Origin of the sequence: Thiopseudomonas alkaliphila (assembly GCF_001267175.1) — a bacterium.
Taxonomy (GTDB): Bacteria; Pseudomonadota; Gammaproteobacteria; order Pseudomonadales; family Pseudomonadaceae; genus Oblitimonas; species Oblitimonas alkaliphila.
Map to the genome: position 1 here is coordinate 99,579 of NZ_CP012358.1, position 18,208 is coordinate 117,786.

Annotated in this window: 19 protein-coding genes and 1 tRNA gene; 6 read left to right on the plus strand and 14 right to left on the minus strand. The window is 46.4% G+C overall.

Features of this window, described 5'->3' with window-relative positions; genetic code table 11:
- Window positions 1-4: 4 nt before the first annotated feature.
- From AKN87_RS00465 to AKN87_RS00495, 7 genes are all read right to left on the minus strand, one after another.
- Window positions 5-2,371 carry a response regulator gene (locus AKN87_RS00465; RefSeq protein ID WP_053102151.1) on the minus strand — a complete coding sequence of 789 codons (2,367 nt, stop codon included), beginning with the start codon at window positions 2,369-2,371 and terminating at the stop codon, window positions 5-7.
- A 126-nt stretch (window positions 2,372-2,497) separates the two neighbouring features.
- On the minus strand, window positions 2,498-3,784 hold the full coding sequence (purD, locus tag AKN87_RS00470; protein WP_053102152.1) for a phosphoribosylamine--glycine ligase: 1,287 nt from the start codon (window positions 3,782-3,784) through the stop codon (window positions 2,498-2,500).
- A gap of 16 nt (window positions 3,785-3,800) precedes the next feature.
- Entirely contained in the window at window positions 3,801-5,408 is a 1,608-nt protein-coding gene (purH, locus tag AKN87_RS00475; protein ID WP_053102153.1) for a bifunctional phosphoribosylaminoimidazolecarboxamide formyltransferase/IMP cyclohydrolase, read from the minus strand.
- A gap of 62 nt (window positions 5,409-5,470) precedes the next feature.
- Window positions 5,471-5,782: a DNA-binding transcriptional regulator Fis gene (fis, locus tag AKN87_RS00480; RefSeq protein ID WP_053101525.1), complete on the minus strand. Its 312-nt coding sequence runs from the start codon at window positions 5,780-5,782 to the stop codon at window positions 5,471-5,473.
- Complete coding sequence (dusB, locus tag AKN87_RS00485) at window positions 5,779-6,777, minus strand: tRNA dihydrouridine synthase DusB (protein ID WP_053101526.1); 999 nt, start codon at window positions 6,775-6,777, stop codon at window positions 5,779-5,781. The genes fis and dusB overlap by 4 nt, the downstream gene beginning before the upstream one ends.
- A 329-nt stretch (window positions 6,778-7,106) precedes the next feature.
- Window positions 7,107-7,985 (minus strand): 50S ribosomal protein L11 methyltransferase, encoded by an 879-nt coding sequence (prmA, locus tag AKN87_RS00490; RefSeq protein WP_053102154.1) that lies wholly within the window; start codon window positions 7,983-7,985, stop codon window positions 7,107-7,109.
- Between the two features lie 4 nt (window positions 7,986-7,989).
- The gene (locus AKN87_RS00495) at window positions 7,990-9,210 is read right to left on the minus strand and encodes a 1-acyl-sn-glycerol-3-phosphate acyltransferase (RefSeq protein ID WP_080995458.1); all 1,221 of its coding nucleotides are present in this window, start codon (window positions 9,208-9,210) and stop codon (window positions 7,990-7,992) included.
- Between the two features lie 223 nt (window positions 9,211-9,433).
- Here AKN87_RS00495 and AKN87_RS00500 point away from each other — a divergent pair, with 223 nt between their 5' ends.
- The gene (locus AKN87_RS00500; protein WP_053102155.1) at window positions 9,434-9,709 is read left to right on the plus strand and encodes a putative signal transducing protein; all 276 of its coding nucleotides are present in this window, start codon (window positions 9,434-9,436) and stop codon (window positions 9,707-9,709) included.
- Between the two features lie 31 nt (window positions 9,710-9,740).
- Complete coding sequence (locus AKN87_RS00505; RefSeq protein WP_053102156.1) at window positions 9,741-10,367, plus strand: SOS response-associated peptidase; 627 nt, start codon at window positions 9,741-9,743, stop codon at window positions 10,365-10,367.
- A gap of 10 nt (window positions 10,368-10,377) precedes the next feature.
- Here AKN87_RS00505 and AKN87_RS00510 read toward each other — a convergent pair whose 3' ends face one another.
- The 5 genes from AKN87_RS00510 to AKN87_RS00530 all read right to left on the minus strand — a co-directional run bounded on the left by AKN87_RS00510 (window position 10,378) and on the right by AKN87_RS00530 (window position 13,899).
- Window positions 10,378-10,650: an HPr family phosphocarrier protein gene (locus AKN87_RS00510; protein WP_053102157.1), complete on the minus strand. Its 273-nt coding sequence runs from the start codon at window positions 10,648-10,650 to the stop codon at window positions 10,378-10,380.
- Between the two features lie 5 nt (window positions 10,651-10,655).
- The gene (gene rapZ, locus AKN87_RS00515; RefSeq protein ID WP_053102158.1) at window positions 10,656-11,522 is read right to left on the minus strand and encodes an RNase adapter RapZ; all 867 of its coding nucleotides are present in this window, start codon (window positions 11,520-11,522) and stop codon (window positions 10,656-10,658) included.
- A gap of 2 nt (window positions 11,523-11,524) precedes the next feature.
- The gene (ptsN, locus tag AKN87_RS00520) at window positions 11,525-11,995 is read right to left on the minus strand and encodes a PTS IIA-like nitrogen regulatory protein PtsN (protein WP_053101532.1); all 471 of its coding nucleotides are present in this window, start codon (window positions 11,993-11,995) and stop codon (window positions 11,525-11,527) included.
- Between the two features lie 6 nt (window positions 11,996-12,001).
- Window positions 12,002-12,310 (minus strand): ribosome hibernation-promoting factor, HPF/YfiA family, encoded by a 309-nt coding sequence (gene hpf / locus AKN87_RS00525; RefSeq protein ID WP_053101533.1) that lies wholly within the window; start codon window positions 12,308-12,310, stop codon window positions 12,002-12,004.
- A 113-nt stretch (window positions 12,311-12,423) separates the two neighbouring features.
- Complete coding sequence (locus AKN87_RS00530; RefSeq protein ID WP_053102159.1) at window positions 12,424-13,899, minus strand: RNA polymerase factor sigma-54; 1,476 nt, start codon at window positions 13,897-13,899, stop codon at window positions 12,424-12,426.
- Between the two features lie 237 nt (window positions 13,900-14,136).
- On the opposite strand from AKN87_RS00530, the gene AKN87_RS00535 reads away from it, so the two are divergent.
- Window positions 14,137-14,213: transfer RNA gene (locus AKN87_RS00535), tRNA-Met, on the plus strand.
- A gap of 513 nt (window positions 14,214-14,726) precedes the next feature.
- Here AKN87_RS00535 and AKN87_RS00540 read toward each other — a convergent pair.
- Together AKN87_RS00540 and AKN87_RS00545 are read right to left on the minus strand one after the other, a co-directional pair.
- Window positions 14,727-14,963: a hypothetical protein gene (locus AKN87_RS00540; RefSeq protein ID WP_053101548.1), complete on the minus strand. Its 237-nt coding sequence runs from the start codon at window positions 14,961-14,963 to the stop codon at window positions 14,727-14,729.
- A gap of 531 nt (window positions 14,964-15,494) precedes the next feature.
- Complete coding sequence (locus tag AKN87_RS00545) at window positions 15,495-16,235, minus strand: class I SAM-dependent DNA methyltransferase (RefSeq protein WP_053101549.1); 741 nt, start codon at window positions 16,233-16,235, stop codon at window positions 15,495-15,497.
- 163 nt (window positions 16,236-16,398) lie between these two features.
- Between AKN87_RS00545 and AKN87_RS00550 the strand changes: the two genes are divergently transcribed.
- The 3 genes from AKN87_RS00550 (at window position 16,399) to AKN87_RS00560 (ending at window position 18,045) form a co-directional block, all read left to right on the plus strand.
- A complete protein-coding gene (locus AKN87_RS00550) occupies window positions 16,399-16,902 on the plus strand; it encodes a DUF1543 domain-containing protein (RefSeq protein WP_053102160.1) in 504 nt (167 codons plus the stop codon).
- 64 nt (window positions 16,903-16,966) lie between these two features.
- Window positions 16,967-17,533 (plus strand): nicotinamide riboside transporter PnuC, encoded by a 567-nt coding sequence (gene pnuC / locus AKN87_RS00555; protein WP_053102161.1) that lies wholly within the window; start codon window positions 16,967-16,969, stop codon window positions 17,531-17,533.
- On the plus strand, window positions 17,521-18,045 hold the full coding sequence (locus AKN87_RS00560) for an AAA family ATPase (protein ID WP_053102162.1): 525 nt from the start codon (window positions 17,521-17,523) through the stop codon (window positions 18,043-18,045). Before pnuC ends, AKN87_RS00560 begins: the two co-directional genes overlap by 13 nt.
- Window positions 18,046-18,208 lie beyond the last annotated feature (163 nt).

An 18,208-nucleotide genomic window follows, 5' to 3' on the forward strand; every position in this document is an offset into this window, starting at 1 on the left:
AGTCTTAGTTTGAGTAGTTACGAATTAACTGAGTTAATTGGTTAAAGTCAACAGGCTTAGCTAGGTGCCCATTCATTCCACTGGCAAGCGCTTGCTCTTTATACTCATCTAAAACATGAGCAGTTAAGGCGATGATAGGTAGCATTTTTAAGTTATGTTTGCGCTCATAGGCACGCCATAACTCGGTCGTTTTAAAGCCATCTAGCGTAGGCATTTGGCAATCCATAAGAACTAAGTCATAGGGTTTACTTTTTAATTGACTAAGCGCTTGCTCGCCGCTACTAGCACTATCACATTTTATATTAAGTTTTTTTAGTAACCCAGAGATAACTTTAGTTGAAATAGCATTATCCTCTACCACAAGTACTCGCATAGCTTCACGGCTTGGTAACTTTTGTTGTAGTGTGCTTTTATAAGATTTTTGGTGAGCAAAAGCATCAGCCAATGTTGCCTTTAGAGTGTAATGGCTAATAGGTTTTAATAAAATATAGTTAATTCCTGCATTGCGAGCATCAATAGTGTTGGGTGAGCTATTGCTTAAGAGTATGAGCCTGCACTCATGTGCTAAGTCTTCTTCTTCTTGTATACGAACAGCTAACTCTAGACCTGTTAAGTCTGTTAGTTCTTTTGTAATTAGCAACACATGAATTTTTTGTTGAAGATTGGCCTGAGTCCGTAAAATAGCTAATGCTTCTAATGCAGTCGCACTACTAAATACATTCATACCCCATTCTTGACAGTGTTGTACTAAAATCTGCCTGCAGACTAAATTAGGCTCAACAATTAAAACTGCTTGATCATTAAGTAGGTCTAGCATTGAGTTTTCACTAATTTTATTAGGTACAAAAAGTAATGGAGCGACAAGTGTAAGTGTGGAGCTTTGTCGATCTTGTGTATAGTTTAGACTGCCTTGCATAAGGCGTGTAAGGTAGCTCGCAATCGCTACTCCTAGATGTTTACGGACTGTATCCTGTGTTAACTGAGGAGTCGCTGACGTGGAGAATTGGTTAAGTAAGTCTTGTTCTTTTTTTCCTAGGGGCTCACCGTAGTTTTGTACACTGACACAGAGAGTGTCATCATTTTTAATAGTGACAGTAACAATTATTTCTGCTTGTTGTGTGCGCCGGAATGCACTATTTAGTAAGCTTAAGATCACTTGACGTAAACGCATAGGATCACCATGGGCAAGGCGCGGAACCTGTGGTTGAATAAAACTTACGAGCTCTACTTGTTGTTCATGGGCTTGATTAGTGAAAGCTTCTAGGCAATCGCTGATTAATGCATTTAGTTCAAATTGGGCTAAATGCAGTTCTATTTGATTGGATTGAGCATGAGAGATATCGAGTACGCCATTAATAAGGGACAGTAGTTCATTGCCTGCACGATTAATGCCTGATACATAATCACGTTGTTTTATAGATAAAGGCGTTTCTAAAAGTAGGCCAGTCATGCCAAGTACTCCATTCATTGGAGTTCTCACTTCATGGCTAATTTGTGCTAATAGATCAGACTGTGCTTTTTTATAGGTTTTTTGCATATCATTCTGTTGTAGCCTTTTATAACGCTTAATAATGATGTTTTCTTCATGGGAGGTGAGCGCTAAACTGAGTAGATAGCCTGTAAAGGGAATACTAATCAGTGAAGTTAAAATTAATATATTTAATGTATTGCTAATCGGCGTACTTAACAGAGGCCAGCTGAGTAGTAGGGGCAGGTTCAGCATCAGCAAGCCGCTTGCTAATAAGAAAGCAGGAGGATAAGGTTTACTCACAGCATGAACTATAAATAAAACTGCTGGATACAGTGTAAAACAGGAAAGCAGTAAAAAGCTAAGTGTGCTAATAAGCGAGTGCTCACTCAAAAGCATTAAAATAGCAAGTGATGCAGTCAATATTAAATGGCTTATCAGGTGTTTGCTAGGCTGGTTAAAGCCTCTTTTGTTATGTGTAATATGTACTGTTAATAGTTGAGATAAAGTAAAAATAATAATTGCAGGAAAGTGGAAGTAATAACTGTATCCCTGCAAGGAGTGGTATTGCCAGAAGGAGAAGGTATCGCTTAAACTCAGTAAGAAAATAATCTGCATGAGCTGAATTAGCAGAAGCCACGTATATTGTAGGTTGCGCGTTATAATTAATCTGGTTAAATTGTAAGCAATTAAAATTGCTCCACTACCTAATAGGAATCCTTTAAGCAAAGGGTTGTTAGAGAGTATTTCTTGAAAAGTGACTGAGTTTAAGCGCTCATCGGGCAGCTCGAAACTACTAATACTATTAAATGTAATTAACTCAGGAGTTAGCAGCAGCAAGTACAATGCACTGCAAAGCAATGTGACCCCATAAAAACCAATGGTGTGACGATGATAAGTCATAGCTAAGCTAACCGGAAAAAGGTAAAAGTTTGACTCAGTACATTTGCTGTAACTAATAACAGAGCTTAATGTGCTTTACTAGATAAAAAAAGAGCCATCTAGAGATGGCTCTTGAGGCTCGGAAGCTTATTGTTGCTCACGCTCAATGGCTCGATAGCCAATATCTTTACGATAGAACGAGTCTGGCCAGTGAATTGTTTCCGCCAGCTTATAAGCATTGGCCTGTGCTTCGGCAACCGTCTCACCAAGTGCGGTGGCACAGAGCACCCGACCACCGTTTACGGTCACCTGCTGATCTACTAACTGAGTGCCGGCATGAAACACCTTGCCTGGCAGTTGTGCTGCTTGCTCTAAGCCCGTGATGACATCACCTTTACGGTAATCCGCAGGATAGCCGCCAGCTGCAATCACCACCCCTAGACTTGGGCGCGGATCCCACTGCGCTTCTACCTTATCTAAGGCTTTGGCCAGTGCCGCTTCAATCAAGAGAATAATACTGGACTCAAGGCGCAGTAAAATAGGTTGGGTTTCAGGATCACCGAAGCGACAGTTGTATTCGATAATTTTTGGAGCACCGGATTGATCAATCATCAAGCCCGCATACAAAAAGCCAGTGTAAACGTTGCCTTCAGCAGCCATGCCGCGCACGGTTGGGTAGATGATTTCATCCATTACCCGCTGATGTACGTCAGCCGTCACTACAGGTGCAGGAGAATAAGCACCCATACCGCCAGTGTTAGGGCCGGTATCGCCATCGCCAACTCGTTTGTGGTCTTGGCTAGTAGCCATTGGCAGTACGTTTTCGCCGTCGACCATGACGATAAAACTGGCTTCTTCACCGTCTAAAAAGTCTTCAATTACCACGCGCGAGCCGGCATCACCAAAGGCATTGCCGGAGAGCATATCGGTAATGGCGTCTTCTGCTTCTTGCAGGGTCATGGCGACGATTACGCCTTTACCAGCAGCCAAACCGTCGGCTTTCACTACAATCGGCGCGCCTTTTTTGCGGACATAGGTCAGTGCTTCATCGACTTGGGTGAAGTTAGCATAATCTGCAGTAGGGATATTGTGACGAGCTAAAAAGTCTTTGGTGAACGCTTTGGAGCCTTCCAACTGAGCAGCTTTAGCCGTTGGGCCGTAGATTGGCAGATTGCGTTCGCGGAATAAATCCACCACACCTGCTACCAAGGGGGCTTCCGGGCCAACAATGGTTAAGGCCACTTGGTTAGCTGCAGCAAAGTCAGCCAGCTGTTCAATGGCTAACACATCAATTGCTACGTTTTCGCACTTAGGCTCAGTGGCGGTACCGGCGTTACCGGGAGCTACGAATACTTTAGTCACGCGTTGATCTTGCGCGGCTTTCCAAGCGAGTGCATGTTCGCGCCCGCCATTACCAATAATTAGAATATTCATCAATTAAACTCCAAAATTAATGGCGGAAGTGGCGCATGCCAGTAAAGACCATAGCGATGCCGGCTTCATCAGCAGCAGCAATCACTTCCTCGTCACGCATTGAGCCACCTGGCTGAATGACTGCTCGAATACCTGCTTTAGCGGCATTATCAATGCCATCCCGGAACGGGAAGAACGCATCGGAGGCCATCACAGCGCCTGGCACTTCAAGGCCGGCGTGTTCAGCTTTAATTCCAGCGATACGCGCGGAGTTGACACGGCTCATTTGGCCTGCGCCAACGCCGATGGTTTGGCGGTTTTTAGCATAGACAATGGCGTTAGATTTAACGAACTTGGCCACTTTCCAAGCAAAAATCAGGTCATGGATTTCAGCTTCGCTGGGCGCGCGCTGGGTAACGATTTTTAAGTCGTCGACGGTAATCATGCCGATGTCACGGCTTTGGACTAATAAGCCGCCGTTAACTCGTTTGAAGTCCCAGCCAGCTGCACGTTCTGCTGGCCATTCACCGCACTCAAGCAGACGCACGTTAGCTTTAGCGGCTACCACTGCGCGCGCTGCAGCTGAAATTTTTGGAGCGATAATCACTTCCACAAACTGACGCTCGACAATGGCCTGGGCAGTATCGCCATCTAGTTCGCGGTTAAAGGCAATAATCCCGCCAAAGGCTGACTCGCTATCAGTGGCATAGGCGAGATCATAGGCTTTACGGATACCGCCATCAGCCTCTGGAACAACTGCTACACCGCATGGGTTAGCGTGCTTAACAATGACGCAAGCCGGTTTAGTAAAGCTTTTGACGCACTCTAACGCTGCATCCGTATCGGCAACGTTATTGAAGGACAGCGCTTTACCTTGTAATTGTTTGGCACTAGCGACCGATGCTTCAATGGAGTTGGCTTCAACATAGAAAGCCGCCTGCTGGTGCGGGTTTTCGCCGTAACGCATGTCCTGGGCTTTAATAAACTGGGTATTAAAGGTGTTAGGGAAGTCGCTGCGCTGCTCGGTGCTGAGTTGCTCGGCGCTTTGATCAATGGTGCCAAGGTAGTTGGCAATCATGCCGTCGTAACTGGCAGTGTGCTCAAAGGCCTGTAGGGCTAAGTTAAAGCGCTCGGCGTAGGTTAATCCGCCTTGTTTAAGGCTATCGATAATCCCCGCGTAGTTGGCTGCATTGACCACAATGGCTACGTCCTTGTGGTTTTTAGCTGCACTGCGAACCATGGTTGGGCCGCCAATATCAATATTTTCAATGGCATTGGCTAGATCGCAATCGGGGTTAGCTACGGTGGCAGCAAACGGATAAAGGTTAACGGCAACTAAATCAATTGGGGTAATGCCATGCTCAGCCATAACCGCTGTGTCTTTATCGCGACGCCCTAAAATACCCCCATGAATTTTTGGGTGCAGTGTTTTAACCCGGCCATCCATCATTTCTGGGAAGCCGGTGTAGTCTGCCACTTCAATTGCTGGCACCTGATTATCTTTAAGCAATTTGTAGGTGCCGCCAGTGGAAAGAATTTCTACGCCAAGGGCGCTGAGTTGCTGGGCAAACTCAACGATACCTGTTTTATCAGACACGCTGATCAGGGCGCGACGTACAGGTAGACGAGTGGTTTGGTCTGTCATGGATAGTCCTAATAGTTACGCTGCTTCAGAGCAGTAAAAGAAAAAGATGCACTTAACAAGACTTACAGTAAGTTATGTTGCTTAAGTTTTTTACGCAGCGTGCCGCGGTTTAACCCCAGCACTTCCGAGGCTTTGGTTTGGTTGCCAGCAACATATTCCATTACGGTGGCTAACAGCGGCGCCTCTACTTCGTTGAGTACCAAGTTGTATACATCTGTTACGTCGGCGCCTTCTAAATGCATAAAGTAGTCGCGCATAGTGCTTTCAACGCACTCACGTAAGGTGATGTTATTGGAAACGGTGTGAGGGGCAGTGGAAATTGTATCGGTCACCGAAGTTGTCTCGCTATCAAAGTTCGTGTTGTGTAATGTCATGCCGCTACCTTTAAACCTTGAGCATAAAGCGTTTGAAAGAAGTCTTGCACCTGCGCAGATTGCGCCTGCGGGCACTCCAGCTGATTAAAGTGGGATCTAAAGGCTTTAGCTTCGGGGTAGTCAGCTAAGTACCATTGCACATGTTTACGGGCAATGCGTAATCCTAAGTGCTCACCGTAAAACTGATGCAATTCGGTGAGGTGTTGTAAAACCGTTTGTTCTACCTTAGATAAAGCTAAGGCAGGGGCCAGCTGGCCAGTGCGTAAATAGTGATTAATCTGCTGAAATAACCAAGGTTTACCTTGGGCTGCTCGACCAATCAGTAAGCCATCAGCTTGGGTGTAAGCTAAAACATAGTGTGCTTTTTCTGGGCTATCAATATCACCATTCGCCAATATCGGAATTTTTCGCTGCTGTTTCACTAAGGCAATAGTGTCGTATTCAGCACAGCCTTTGTACAGCTGATTACGGGTACGGCCATGGATGGCTAATGCACTGATCCCCGCGTCTTCGGCGATTTTGGCGATTTGAGGAGCATTTTTATGGTTTTCGTCCCAGCCGGTTCTGATTTTTAATGTGACCGGTACTGTTACGGCGTTGACCACCGCAGTTAAAATATCTGCCACTAATAACTCATCTTGCATTAAGGCAGAGCCGGCGGCTTTATTACACACCTTTTTTGCAGGGCAACCCATATTGATATCAATAATTTGCGCACCGATTGCTACACATTGCTGCGCGGCATGGGCCATCATTGCCGGATCATTGCCGGCAATTTGGACTGCGCGTGGCTCGGGGTCATCAGGGCGAATCAAGCGTAGACTCGATTTTCGACTATCCCACAAAGAGGTATCACTGGTAAGCATTTCGGCCACCACCATTCCTGCTCCCCACTGGCGGCACAGCTGGCGAAAAGGTCGATCGCTGACACCTGCCATAGGCGCTAAAATTAAGCGGCTAGCCAACATATAGGGACCAATATGTAGCTTTGACATTTAATAAGCCTATGTAATCGGGGGAGTAAAGGGGGGTACTGGGTAAAAAGAGACGGCATCATACCCGTTTTGTCGGCTTTTATAAAGTCAGTTTGGCTGAAAAATGAGCAGTTTGTTTAGGCTTAATAAAAGCTTATCTGCTACTACATGGCCTCTTGCTCTATATAAAGCAGTTTTATCGCAGTATGTACTAGGGGGGTGCTAGGCATACCGCTGGCATCTGCCGATTCGGATGGTGTGAGCGCGGCTAAGAGCATTCTTGTGATCGAGCATGGTCGTTTTTAGAGGGAGTCCCCGTCCTTTAGGACAGGGAGGATTGCGATCTATTATTAGACTTTGCGTGTACCTGAAATTAGCACCCAGCCCTCTTGTTCGATGGTGGGATCCAGCTCAAATAGCTCGGCGTACGCCGCGCGCACTTCTGCGGCTTGTTCGGCCAAAATACCAGATAAGGCCAAGCGGCTGCCAGGGCGGGTATAGCTGCTGATCACCGGCGCTAAACTGACTAAAGGGCCGGCTAGAATATTAGCCACGACGGTATCAAAGTGTCGTGTTGGCATGGCTTCTGGCAAGTAGAGTTCAAAGGCGCTATCAGCAATTTGGTTGCGCTTGGCATTATCACGGCTAGCTTCAAGGGCTTGGCTATCAATATCGGTGCCCACTGCTTGTGTGGCGCCGAGCAATAAGCCAGCAATTGCTAAAATTCCAGAGCCACAGCCAAAGTCCAATATTTGTTGGCCGGTTAACGGCTCACCATCTAACCATTGTAAACACAAGGAGGTGGTAGGGTGGGTGCCAGTACCAAAGGCCAGCCCTGGGTCTAATAAAATATTAACTGCGCTTGGGTCAGGGGCTTCATGCCAGCTAGGAACGATCCATAAGCGCTGGCCAAACTGCATCGGATGAAACTCATCCATCCAGCTGCGCTCCCAGTCTTGATCTTCAATTTCTTCAAAGGCTAGGGTTGGGACAGTCTCACCATATAAAGCTAATAAAGCTGTCACTTGTTGCTCGGTAGCCGGTTGTTCGAACAGTGCTAATAAGTGTGTATGTTGCCAGAGAGGGGTAGTGCCAAGATCAGGCTCATAGATGGGTTGATCAGCGCCGTCAATAAAGGTCACTGAAACAGCACCTACTTCGAGCAGGCGATCTTCCCATTTAGTGGCTAATTCAGGGGTAATAGAAAGGCGAACTTGGAGCCAGGACATAGGATTACTCATGCTCAGAGGTGGATTCAGGCGCTGAACTGGCGTCAGCTGTTGTGGCTGCGCTGGCTAGCTGTTGCTGTAACTGATAAAGGTTTTGCACAGGATAAGCGTATTGCTGGATTAAAAAAGGTTGATGCTCTACGGGACAATTGGCTAAGCGTTCAGCCCAAATGCTTTTTGCTTTGGCGATTTCTTCAGTACTAAAGAGTTGCTCAGCGCTTGGTACTATCAGTTGCTGGTCGCGAGCTTGCCACTGGTGCCAAGCGAAATAGTGCACGGGAAATAAACGGTAGTGACTAATGATTTCTTGGTCAATATATTTAGCAAGGGCTTTGGTGTCAGTAAAAGGCTGAGTAATTGGATCACTAAAGTGGATGTGTACACGGCCTTTATAGCCAGTAATGCCAAGGGCGATACTCTGGTCATCTTCACCGGGTTGCTTGGTGTACTCGCCGGTGGTGGCTAAAATGTACAGTTCCCGAGCTTTGGCTAAATCACAAGGATCATATTCATAACTAATAGCGATTGGAATTAAACTCAGTGATTGCACCACCTCGCTAAAGGCTTCATCTTTACGGCTAATGTGCAGCATTTTTAAAATGGCAGAGTCGGTACGGTCGTTACCATCTTTAGCGCGTCCTTCAGCTTGGGCAATCCACACCGATTGTCGGTCTTTGGTGATGGAGTGGTTGATGTAGGCTGAAAGCTGTTGAAAAGCCTCAAGCTTCTCTTTGCGGCCAGTCACTGAGCGGCGCACAATAAAACTTTTATTTAGGCGCATTAAGTCGCTGACAAAGGGGCGCTGCAGCAGGTTATCGCCAATCGCAATCCGTGGCGTATCTAGCTGATATTGAAACATAGCATAGGTCGCTAGAGCTGGATCCATCACAATATCGCGGTGATTTGAAATATATAGGTGGGCGGTATCAGCAGTTAATTGCTCCATGCCGCTGAGGGTGATGCCGTCAGTGACTTGTTCAATACTTTTTTCTATATAGTCCTCAATTAAACGCTGCAGCTGTTCAATAGAGTGAATTACGCGGGATTTCTCTTTTAACTGCCAAGAAATAATAGGCCGAATGAGCCAGCCGGCTACCTTTGCCAATTTTGGGAAGCGGTAGTTAGCAATAGCTTGTAGAAACTCGGGATCATGCAGCAGACGAGTGAGCACCGTAGACAATTCAGAGTTGTCATAGGGGCGAATATCATCAAATTGGCCCATCATTCTCTCTTTCAAAGTTGTGTTAAGCAGCCGATTGACTTGGCTGACTGCCGGTAGCCGGCAGTGTAAAGTTGGAGGATAACAGCATATAAAAAAGTGCTCTATGTTACGCTGTTCAGCAACTATTGTGTACGTCTGACGCATTTTTATGCGTTGCTGCTCAAGTAATAGGCCTCGGTTAAGGCCAAAATTTAGCTATGAGCGAGTGATAAAATGAGGGCTATAAATGCAGTGCGTGTATGAGCCAGTTGACTTATTTCAGGCCGAGTTACTGTTAGGCATGTTGCGTAATGAAGGCATAAGTGCGCATTTAGTGGGGGCTGATTTAGTGGGAGGAATGGGAGAATTACCCGCTTTAGGCTTGCTGCGCTTAATGGTTCCAGATCAGCAGGCTGAAAAGGCGCAACAAATGATTGAACATTATTTATCTGCCACACCTTGTATTGATGACGAGCTGGATGAGCAGTTAGCTAGTAGTCAGCCAGGCAGCTTGTTATGTTAATCCTAGGAAGAATAAGTATTGGGAGTTTACTGTGAGTCAACGCTTTGGCTTATTTCGCTGGGATGAGCAATTGGCGGCGCTGCCAGGTTTTCCTGAGCATCTGCGGGCGCACTGGAACTTAACCCCGAAAAAACAGATTTTGATTGTAAGACAGGCGGCTGAGCAAGTAATAGCTGAGCGTGCGTATTGGGGCTTTACCCCTAGCTGGATGCAAGATTTGTCACGGGCCAGTGCCCATGCACGTTCTGAAACAGTGGCTTCGCAGCCCTTATTTAAGCAGGCATTTGCCAAGCAGCGCTGTGTGATTCCAGCCAATGGTTTTTTTGAGTGGCGCGGTAAAGGCAAGCAAAGCAAGCCTTTTTGGTTGCAGCAACAGGCAGCCGAGCTGATGTACTTTGCTGGGGTCTATACTATATTTCAGGTGCAAGAGGTTAGCTATCCTAGCGTGGCAATGCTGACTCAAGCAGCGGCTTATCTGCGGCGTCCGGTTATTTTAACTGAGCAGCAAGCTCGGGAGTGGATTGATCCACAGGCTGATTTAGCAGAGCTGCAAGCACTGCTGTCGCTGCCGTCGTCAATTACGTTATTTGAGCGCCGTGTGACTCCGCTAGTGACCGATCCTGAGTATGATGGGATTCGTTGTTTGGCTGAAGCTTAGCCGGTAAGCGTTATTGCTCTTCGTAAAAACCTGCCTCGACCAGTTCGGTGAGAGCGGCAATCGCCTCTTGCTGCGCTTCACCTTTAGCGGTAATAACGATTTGTTGTCCTTTAGCAGCTGCCAGTAGCATCAAAGATAAAATGTTTTTACCGTCTACCAGTTGCTCTAGCGAAGTGCCTGCTTGTATCTCGCAGGGAAAGCGGCGAGCTAATTCAACAAACTTCATGGAGGCGCGTCCATGTAAGCCGCGTTGATTAACAATAGTGAGCTGGGTTGTGAGCATAGGAATTAGTGCTTTGCATGCAGATCGCGATGTCTAATTTGTAAGTTGGGTAGCTTACCATCCAGCGCTTTAGCTAATTGATCGACTAAATAAACTGAACGGTGGCGGCCACCTGTACAGCCAATGGCGACCGTGACATAGGCGCGATTACTATCGGCGATGCGGGGTAACCATTTGCTTAAGTAAGCGTAGAGATCGGTGTACATTTCACCTACTTCAGGCTGCTGGGCAAAGTATTCTTGTACTGGTGAGTCTTGGCCGCTATAGGCGCGCAATTCTGGTTCCCAGTAAGGGTTAGGCAAACAGCGCACATCAAATACTAAGTCCGCATCAATCGGTAAGCCTCGTTTAAAGCCAAAAGACTCTAATAAAATCGAGGTGGTCGGTTCAGGTTTATCTAGTAACCGCAATTTAATGCAGTCGGCTAGTTGGTATAGATTAAGCTGGGTGGTATCAATGGTTAGATCAGCCAGCTGCGCGATAGGCGCTAGCATTTGCTTTTCTGCCTCAATCGCTTCAGCTAACGACAGTGAGCCTTTAGTTAGCGGATGACGGCGACGCGTTTCAGAAAAACGTTTAAGTAAGCTGGCATTGCTCGCATCCAAGTACAGCACATCGCAATCAATATTACGTTGTTTGATTTGTGCCAGGAGTTGCGGCAGTTGCTCTAACTGATGCGGTAAGTTTCGCGCGTCAATTGACACTGCAACCTGTTGGGTGGCAGGGTCATTGGCCAGTAGGGTATTTTCTACCAGATTAAGCAGTAGCTCGGCGGGTAGATTGTCAATGCAGTAAAAGTTGTTGTCTTCTAGTACCGCTAGCGCTGTACTTTTTCCTGAGCCCGATCGACCACTGACAATAACCAGCTGCATAGCTATACCTCAAGTAAGGATTGAGCATTAATAACTGCTTGATAGAGTGCCTGACTGCTGGAAGCGGAGCGCAGTTGTTCGCAGACTTCGGGCTGATTTAATAGCTGAGCAACTTGACGTAAGAGCTCAAGGTGTTGATCAGTCGCATCATCAGGAACCAGTAAGACAAAAAATAAGTCCACCGGTTCACCGTCAATTGCGTCAAAGTCGACTGCTGTTTCTAGTTGCAGTAGGGCGCTGATTGGAGTGCTGCAGCCTTCCATGCGGCAGTGGGGGATAGCAATGCCATCGCCAAAGCCGGTAGAGCCTAGGCGCTCTCTGGCAATTAAGTTTTCGTAGAGGGTGTCTTCATCAAGTTGAGGACAGTCGCTTACGATTAAGGCAGCAATTTGTTCAAGGACACGTTTTTTGCTGCCACCCAGCGCGTTGACTTGGCAACGGCTGGGGGTCAGGATTTGTTCTAATCGGATCATGTGAGGTTAGTGCTCAACTGCACCTTTATTGCGATCAAGTAACTTTTCTTTGTGCTTAATCAGTTGACGGTCTAGCTTATCGACCAAGAGATCGATAGCTGCATACATATCCTCGTGTTCTGAGTTAGCAACCACTTCGCCGCCGGCAATTAAAATAGTGGCGTCGATTTTTTGCTTTAGTTTTTCAACACTCATAACAACACGAGCGCTGGTGATTTTATCAGAGTGTCGCTCAAGCTTGGCAAATTTATCGTTTACATAGTTTTTCATCGCTTCGGTTACGTCTAACTGATGACCAGAAATATTAACTTGCATAGGACTCTCCTTTTTGCTCTTAGAAAGAGGTCTAGAGGCTAGACCTCGTAGTTATTACACTCTTTTTAATTTCTATCTTGCTTTACTGTACTCTAAATTAACCTTTGGTGGTGTTAAAAGCGTTGCTTTCGGTCACTAGACGAAGGGATGTCTAGGCTTTCGCGATATTTAGCCACAGTACGACGTGCGACATTAATTCCTTCAGCTTCTAGAAGGCTTGCTAACTTGCTGTCACTTAAGGGTTTTTTGGGATCTTCTTGCTTAATCAGTGCTTGAATTTTGGCTTTGATTGCAATTGAGGAAGAGTCTTCTCCATCAAGGTTGTTTACATGGCTGGAGAAAAAGTACTTCAACTCATAAACTCCAAATGGAGTATGCATATATTTTTGTGCGGTGGCACGGGAAATGGTGGATTCGTGCATCTCTAGCACGTCGGCCACATCGGCTAATACCAGAGGCTTCATATATTGCGCGCCACGCTCAAAAAAATCATATTGAAACTCTAAAATCGCGTTGGCTACTTTAAGAAGCGTTTCGCCACGGTTTTGTAAACTGCGGATAAACCAGCGGGCCTCTTGCAATTGCTGATTAACAAAACCTTGTCCTGTGTTGCCTGGCGCTAGACTTGAAGGTTGACTCAGCCGAATCCGCGGTAAGCTATTGGGGTTTAGTTCAACTTGCCAGCGATCTTGTACTTTGCTCAAAATCAAATCAGGTACGATATATTCAGTGCTAGCGGTTTCATACTGCAAGCCTGGTTTAGGATCGAGCGTTTTTAGCAGATTAACGATCTGACTGAGCTGCTCTTGATTAATACGCATGCGCCGAAGCAGAGGAGATAAGTCTTTTTCGCCTAGATAGTTTAGGTACTTACTACAGAGTAACTGGGCTTGAGCAAGCCACGGAGTGGTTTCGGGAAGCTGAGCTAACTGCAAGCTCAGACACTCGCCTAAACTTCGCGCAAATACCCCTACAGGTTCAAACAGCTGCAGCTGTTGCAATAATGATTCGGCTTCACTCTGACTAAGGTCAGTCAGTTGGTGCTGAAGTTGTTGCAGTAACTGCTCCCAGCTATCAATAAAGTAACCCGCTTCGTTAAGGTTATCGATTAAGGCGAGGGCGGCTACTTGCTGCTTATTGGAAAGCTTAAGCAAATTTAGCTGCCACAGTAAATGGTCTTTTAAGCTGGTGTCAGAGGCTGTATTAGCCCCATAGTCCCAGTCTTCATCGCTCGTACTTGGTAAATGGCTGGCGCTGGTTTGATAGACATCTTCCCAGCTGGTATCAAGGGCTAATTCGGTTGGGATTTTTTCCTCCCACTCTTGGGCCTCTGAGTGATCAGCATGAAGGCTATCTATTTTTTGTTGGTCAGTAGCTTTCTCTAGGGCTGTGGGAGTGTTTAAGGCCTGCTCTTGAAAAGAGAACTCTTCATGTTCATCCACCGACTCGAGTAGGGCATTGCTTTCTAGCGCATCTTGAATCTCTTGCTGCAAATCCAGTGAGGACATTTGCAATAAACGGATCGCTTGTTGCAACTGGGGCGTGAGCGCTAGTTGTTGAGAAGTAGAAAGAGTGAGCGAAGCTTTCATGAGTACAGAGTCCGATTAAAGTAGCCATTAGCTTAAGCAAGATACATGCCTAAACAATACTACCTTTAGCGCTTTTAAAGCAAAGCGCCGGTTATAAGCTGTGGGCTAGTTTTATTGCCTTGTTTTTTGTGTTTGGCAATTCAGAGTAAAATACCTATTTTCCCGCTTAAGTATTTGATAGTTAAGGTAATTTAAAATAAAGTTTGCGTTAGTGATTTACCTGTGTATAATGGCTCTCGCGGGATGGAGCAGCTTGGTAGCTCGTCGGGCTCATAACCCGAAGGTCGTCAGTTCAAATCTGGCTCCCGCAACCAGATACTAAAGCCCTAACTTTCAATAAGTTAGGGCTTTTTTTATGCCTGCGATTTCTGCCTTAAAAACCGCCTAAAAAGCCTCTGTGCCCAAACCGTGCCCTGCGCGAGCCCATTTTTAAATTCCCAGTTTCCAGCTTAAGCGAATTTTGACCGTAAGTCTTTTTAGGGCACAGCTGTTTTTACGTGCTGCCGGTCAGTATCTTTGCGGCTGGATAAGCTAACTTTAGTACCGGTAGTGGCCATCAGTACCGCGTTGAGCTTGATCACAGGATATGGCGAAGAGTAGTGCTGCAATGGCCAGCAGCATTACCAGTAAAAGCCCATTGCGTAATTCTAAAACTCCAGAAACAAGTTAAGTGTTATCAAATGCTTAATTAGAATCTCAGGACTTGCACGAATTATGCGATGGCTGTATTAGGCTTCACCATTCTTAATGGAAGTGCCCTATGCGGTGCCACATGCAGGGTGTTGTGAGGACTGAGGGCTAGAAACCCTCGGCTACCTGATTAGTGATTACTTGGAATGCGACTCAAGCATGATCTGCATTTCCTTGCTCGGTTTTAATGCAAAAACTTCCGTAGTGATATTTATATATATTTCTAGTTCTTTTGCGCTGCCATTGCAGTAGTTTTTTATATATTCACCAATTTTCTTTTCGGAGCCGGACAGCAAATAATAATGAGCTTTTTCGCCATAGCCAAGCTTTGATGGAAGCGCTGAACTACCTTGTTCGAAATTAACCAATGCCATTTGGTGCGTGCAGCCTTTTCCACCTTATATGAGATGGCTTTTGTCCAACTGAAACAGCTTCTATATATAGCAAAGCGTTTTGATGTAATGGAGTGACAGTACAATTAAAGCGTAACTTGAGGTGTTCACGATCTTTTTTCTGCTTGTTCTGCCAGCCATAAAGCAACAAAAACAGAGCCAAGTGCGTCAATACCTGAAATCCATTAGCCAACTGTGGAGAGCACTGGGATAAATGTATCGATAAATTGCTTTTGCTCAGAAGATACTCCGTATGCGATGCCAAGCAAAAATGCGAGCATCACAAGCAGTAATACGCCAGTATAAAAGAAGCGCACATTTTTGACATTCCCAGCTCATTCCCAGTTTTCTCCTTTTGCTAACGCCCAATTCAGCTTCGGCATTTTTAACACCTTATGGCTGTTAATCTTTTTCGCCATAAAAAGTGTCTAGATTTAGTCAGGACTTATCAAGCTACTTATTCTGGCGATTGCTCTCACAGTGGCTCAAAAACTGTCCGTTAAGTAAGCCACTCTATCTTCTTACCCCCACCACAATTACATTACCGGATGCTTGATCCCAAGGCTGAATGCTGTGGTAGTTGTGCTCGAATAAATGCACCTCAAAGTAAGGTTGTAAAATCTCCAGCAATTGCTCGAAGCTAACCGCGACCATGGTGTGTTGATCGTGCCAGTGATGCAGCTGCTGATTTTGGCAGCTGATCTGAATTTTTAGCTGTTGCTGCTGGCCTTGGCCGCTGTAATGCCAAGCAGACTGAAAGCTTAATACCCCATCGGCATGAACTGTGCTGTAGCTGGCTACCAGTTGATTGTCAATTTTGTCTTTATTTACCGCGTTAAAGCAAAAAACGCCACCGCTGGCTAAGGCGTTATAGGCTTGCTGGATACAGGCGGTGAGCTTGGCAAGATCTGCATTATAGTGAATGGAATAAAGAAAGCAGGTAATTAAGTCTTGTTGGTCGGCTAAGACAAATTCACTCATATCTTGCAGGTGAAAGCGCGCTGTCGGGCAGCGTTGTTGCGCGCGATCCAGCATGGGCTGGTTGATATCTAAGCCTTGGGATTGAAAGCCAGCAGCTAAAAAATGCTGCACATGGGCACCAGTGCCACAGGCTAGATCTAAATGCCGCTGGCCACCATTGCCAAAAATCTGATTAAGGCGGCGTACCGCATCACTTTGAGCTGGGTAATCAATCTCAGCGCAGAGCACATCATAGTAATGTGAGAGATCAGTGTATAAAGCGGTCGTAGACATAGCGGCGCGCCATTCAAAGGGAATTTTGGACAGCGCATACTAAGCTAAATCTAAGACTTTACTAGCCTTCAACTAACAAATAATCAACCTCCTTAATCGCTGGCTAATCGGGTTAAACTAACGCCGAGTTAAGAGTGCTAATGACGAGGTTTAAGGCGGGCTGATGGCATATAAATTAGGCATGTTTTATTTAGGTGGCGGCGCCACTGGCGCTAACTTAGAGCTGCATGATCTACAGTTTGTAGCGGTAGAAACAGTTGAGCAGGCTTATCCGCGCTTAAGGCAGGCATGGGTGGGGGATAAACATAAGTTGCACTTAGATGGTTATAGCTGGATTACTTGGGCGGATGGTTATGCCGTGAGTTTGAGTAAGAGCAAACCAGAAGGCCGGTTAAAGTTGTTTTTTGTCAATGTCGGAGGCTATCGCCAAGGGCAGTTGGCAGAGCTGCACGAGTTTGCCTTGTTTGTTGCTGAAACGCCCGAGCAGGCTAAGCAAAAGGCCCTTGAGCAACTCTTGCCGGGGGCAGACTTAAAGCATAAAGATAACTTGAAAGCGGTGGAGCATTGTCTGCTGCTTGAGTTATTTGATCAGTATTATGTGCACCTAACGCCGGATACCAGCGGTCAGCCTGATCTGCCAGCTTGGCAAGGCTATCATCGACTCTAAAAGGAGCTCAGAATTTTGAGCGTTGCTCAACTAATACATAGAAACTGCTTTGGAGTTGTTGCTCATGCTGTGGCTTGAAGGGATAGCAGTGTTGCTAGGACTGAGCTCGGTCACCCTGATGGCGCGCCAAAATCCGTTGGCTTGGCCGATAGGTTTGGCCATGGTGGTGTTATATAGCTTGATTTTTGCTCAAACGCGGCTGTATTCAGAAATGCTATTACAGCTGATTTATGCCGTGCTGCAGCTTTATGGTTGGTGGCAATGGCTGTATGGCGGAGCTCAACAGCAGCCGCGGCGCGTGACTCGCTTGCCTGCTGCTCAGATGGGGCGTGATTTACTGTTGGGGGCGCTGATTAGTTTATTGCTAGGCGGGGTAATGGTGGCCTTGACTGATGCGCGCTTGCCTTGGGTGGACGCAGCGTTAACTGGTTTTAGTTTGGTCGCACAGTGGTGGATGGCTCAAAAGCGGGTGCAATGCTGGAATTTATGGTTGCTGCTAGATCTGTTGTATGTGCTGATGTTTAGTTTAGCTGAACTGTATTTAACGGCGAGACTGTACTTAGTGTTTTGTGGCTTGGCGTTGTATGGAAGGCAACAATGGCGTAAGGAGTTAACCCAATGCGCGTTGTAGTGCTAAGTGGCCCTGAATCTTCGGGGAAAAGTCGATTAACCGCGTGGTTGCAGCAGCAGTTTTCAGCAGTGCGGGTGGATGAATATGTGCGCACTTTTATTAGCCAAAAACAGCGAGATACCTGTTACTCAGATATTAGTTTGATTGCCGCAACACAGTTCGCCCAGGAGCTGGCTGCCCGGGCACAGCAACCCAAGTTATTGCTTTTGGATACCCATCTGTTAAGCAACATGCTTTGGAGTCGTACTCTGTTTGATGATTGTCCGGCTTGGATTGAAGCCGCGTTGCTGGGCGAACACTATGACTTAACGCTGCTGTTGTCACCCCAAGGCCTGCCTTGGCAGGCCGATGGAATGCGTTGTCAACCACAGCTCGCTGAGCGGAAGCAGTTTTTTCAGCAGGCTAAAGACTGGTTGGTGAGCCATGGGCAGCCGTATCAGGTGCTTACTGGTGATTGGCCGCAGCGCCAACAGCAGGCCTATCTGGCGGTGCAACAATTATTGCAGGCTTAATACAGTGCGCGGCAATGGGCTCAGCAGCGCTGGATCAAGGGCGGGGCTATAAACTATTTGGCTAGCGATTGCCTAGTGTGTTCTCGGGCGTAAATGTTTAGACTTAGCGCTGATTACACAGTATTAAGTAAAAAGCCCTTAGTCGAATGGGAGAGTAGGCGGG